Consider the following 3,403-nt stretch of genomic DNA (forward strand, 5'->3'; position numbering starts at 1 on the left):
GATACCAACATATATACTTATTTAAAACATCTTTTATGAAATTATAATGCCATTTTTTATTGACTTATTATTGTAGTATTTATATGTAGTAGCAGGCATCATCTAGAGTGATAGGATGTCAAAGATGGGTTGCTTTTAGCGAATGCATGATCGTTGTGGAAGAAATAACTTTACTACATCATCCCTCTGTCTTCATACTCTTTTTTTGGCAAAGATATTGTTATGAGCCAGTATATTTTCAGTAGCCTCACGGCTGATGAAAAACTTAATTTTTCTGATGAAGCAGAGGTTTTTGTCTTCCCCACTTCTTTCGCCCAGCAGCGATTGTGGTTTCTGGATCAGTTAGCACCGGGCAATCCATTTTACAATGTGTCAACAGCACTTCGCCTAACAGGTTCCCTGCACTTTACCGCCTTAAAGCAGACATTCAACAAAATTGTCCGTCGCCACGAAACCTTACGCACTAGGTTTGTGATGGTACAGCAGCAACCAGTGCAGGCGATTACTGCCGAAAGCTGCGCTAACGCACCCAGCTTAACCATACCTCTTCCCCTAATAGATATACGAACCTATCCCACTAATATAAGATTGTGGTAATCTATTTTTGATTTGAGTTGGGTGTGTCAGTTGATGGCTGGACGTTTTAACGGATTGAGCGACCTGGAATGGAAGTTATTTGAGGATATATTTCCTAAGCAGGCATCCCAGCGTGGTAAAGGAATGCCTCATGCACCATATCGCCATGTATTAAATAGCCTGTTGTACATTTTGATTACTGGGTGTCGATGGTGTGACCTGCCGCGTGGGGGGAGTCGTAAAGTATACTATAAACCCCGTTTCCATTCCTCTCCCCGTTGGCGTCAGCCTGCCGTTAGGCAAGCGGAGAGAGGCTTTGAAATCCCCATTCCCGCACTTCGTGCCGCGGTGCGAAGTGCGGGAATGGGGGGCTAGGGGGGTTAGGTTTCCGAGGCTTTGATCTTACGAAAAATACTTTTCAAACATCCTGTAAGCTAAAGGGAATCAATAAAAACCCTTTGACTTACTTGTTAATGGTATTTATATACAGCCTCACTGCCTGCGTTTTTCAGCCTTGGGAGTTTTTAACAAGCTCACTAAGCTGTGATGCTGCCGTCTTCAGGCAAAAATCTCTAGTAGAAATCAACCTGTATTAGGAAGTGGGCGATGCACATTGGATTTCTCAACCCTCAAGGCAATTTTGATTCAGGCAATAGCCACATCACGAAACACCCAGATTTTGGGGGTCAGTTGATCTACGTTAAGCAAGTCGCCATAGCCATCGCTCAAATGGGTCATAAAGTTGATATTCTCACCCGTCAAATCATTGACCCGGAGTGGCCAGAGTTTGCCCAAGCGATTGACACTTATCCAGGGGTCGATAACGTCCGCATTATCCGCTTACCAGCTGGACCAAAAGAATTTCTCTCTAAAGAGCTGTTATGGCCTCATCTAGTTGCTGATTGGATACCCAACACCTTGAAGTTTTATCAACAGCAAGGTGGCTTACCCGATGCTATGACTGCTCACTACGGCGATGGAGGACTGTGTGGTGTTCTAATTGAAGAGGAGGCAGGCATACCTTTTACCTTTACTGCTCATTCTCTCGGCGCTCAAAAGATGGACAAACTGGAAGTCACCCCAGAGAATCTCACAGAAATAGACGAGCAATTCTATTTCAGATATCGCATTTTAGCCGAACGCCTGAGCATGAATCGCTCGGCCGTTAATATCACCAGTACACGACAAGAACGCTTTGAACAGTATTCTCATAGAGTCTATAGTGGTGCAGTGGATATAGACAACGACAACCGCTTTGCAGTGATTCCACCGGGAGCAGATTTCTCGATTTTCGGTGCAAAGGCACGTTCCGAAAACGAGCAGGCTACCGAAGAACTCATTCAGGAGCGATTGGCACGGGACATTGCAGAAGCCCGTCGAGATTTGCCCGTCATCATAGCATCGAGTAGATTAGAGCTTAAAAAAAATATATTAGGGCTAGTGCAAGCCTTTGCAATGAGTCCAACACTTCAGGAACAAGCTAACTTGGTGCTACTTACAGGGGGGCTGGACGATCCTTTACGAGAGGAAACTAGTGACGGTATAGCTGAAGAGGTATTAGCTCCCATTCGGAAAGTGGTAAAAGAAAACGACTTGTGGGGCAAGGTGAGTGCCTTTGGCTTGTCAGATCAGTCTCAAGAGTCACTGGCAGCAGCCTATCGGTTTATGGTTAAACGCCGCTCAGTATTTGCCCTGACCGCACTCTACGAACCCTTTGGGCTTGCTCCCTTAGAAGCAGCAGTTGCAGGTTTACCAGTGGTAGCAACTAAGAACGGTGGTCCAAGCGAGAGCTTGCGACAGGGAAATAAGGAATATGGCGTACTCGTTGACCCAGAAGATCCTGCTGATATTGCACGGGGCTTGGAGCGGTTGCTATGTGATGCTCAGGAGTGGGAGTATTTTGCCCAAGCGGGTCAGCAACGGGTGCTGAAGACGTACACTTGGGAATCTACTGCTGAAAACTACCTGACTTTGTTTGAGCAGATTCTGTCTTCACCGGAAACTCGCCCTCGCACTAAACTCCTTCCCATTCATCCCTACTTCCGTAATCCAGAATCGCAGACCGATGTTTTTTTGGAAGAATTGGGCGACCTCTACTTTGGCTCTAACCAAAAGGTACTAAGTACATCTAGCCTGTGAAGAAGCAAAGGAAGTTCTAGGTAATTATCCCAGCTATGAGCAGCCAGCGCAAAACGTGCTGACTGTTTCGGCAAATTACTGGTTTTGTTCGATTAATGCCATGTGTCCACCTGGTTTTATGGTGATTCAGAGTAAAGTAATTCTGCTTTCATGTGATCGATCGCCACAGGTTTTGTCGCTATATCTGATTTTCCTAACCTGGTAGATCCCAAACAATTACTCAGAAGCGATCGCTTAGTTGTCGGGCATAATACCATCTCATTAAGTTTAATAACCTAATCTTTTCCCTGATTCTCTAGCTGTCTTGGCTATTGCTCGGCTACATTTTCTTTACCTAAATGGATAGTGAGTTGTCATTGGTTGAGGATTAAAGTGCGAACTCTACCCTAGAATCGGTTACCCAACCATTGCCAGTCATCCCCCTTATTCAGGTTTCAACTGAAAATTCACGCTTCCCCCATCCTTAGTTGGCACAGTGCATAAACCATTGTTGCCTACAAAGAGAGTACTGTAGATAGTTTCAGGAGACTCAAAAGCTATCCAAAAATATTTTGGAAAAAATAGTTGACACATCAAAATTGGTTCGCTATATTGAATAAGTGCCTGAAGCGAAGCGAGAAAGAGCAACGCTTAAGGGACACCGAACCTTGAAAATATTATAGTTTGAAAGCAATTATACAGCAAGTGT

Annotated in this window: 4 protein-coding genes; 3 read left to right on the plus strand and 1 reads right to left on the minus strand. The window is 44.7% G+C overall.

The annotated features are described in order from the left end of the window. Nucleotides 1–222: 222 nt before the first annotated feature. The 3 genes from ACFFAP_RS37300 to ACFFAP_RS37310 all read left to right on the plus strand — a co-directional run bounded on the left by ACFFAP_RS37300 (nt 223) and on the right by ACFFAP_RS37310 (nt 2,715). Nucleotides 223–597 carry a condensation domain-containing protein gene (locus ACFFAP_RS37300; protein WP_375515921.1) on the plus strand — a complete coding sequence of 125 codons (375 nt, stop codon included), beginning with the start codon at nt 223–225 and terminating at the stop codon, nt 595–597. Between the two features lie 33 nt (nt 598–630). Further along, a complete protein-coding gene (locus ACFFAP_RS37305) occupies nt 631–951 on the plus strand; it encodes a transposase (protein WP_375515922.1) in 321 nt (106 codons plus the stop codon). A 231-nt stretch (nt 952–1,182) separates the two neighbouring features. Then, nucleotides 1,183–2,715 carry a glycosyltransferase gene (locus tag ACFFAP_RS37310; RefSeq protein WP_375515923.1) on the plus strand — a complete coding sequence of 511 codons (1,533 nt, stop codon included), beginning with the start codon at nt 1,183–1,185 and terminating at the stop codon, nt 2,713–2,715. A gap of 116 nt (nt 2,716–2,831) precedes the next feature. On the opposite strand, the gene ACFFAP_RS37315 is transcribed toward ACFFAP_RS37310, so the two are convergent. After that, nucleotides 2,832–2,972 (minus strand): hypothetical protein, encoded by a 141-nt coding sequence (locus tag ACFFAP_RS37315; protein WP_375515924.1) that lies wholly within the window; start codon nt 2,970–2,972, stop codon nt 2,832–2,834. Nucleotides 2,973–3,403: the final 431 nt, after the last annotated feature.

Source organism: uncultured Nostoc sp. (genome assembly GCF_964245575.1).
Lineage (GTDB): Bacteria > Cyanobacteriota > Cyanobacteriia > Cyanobacteriales > Nostocaceae > Nostoc.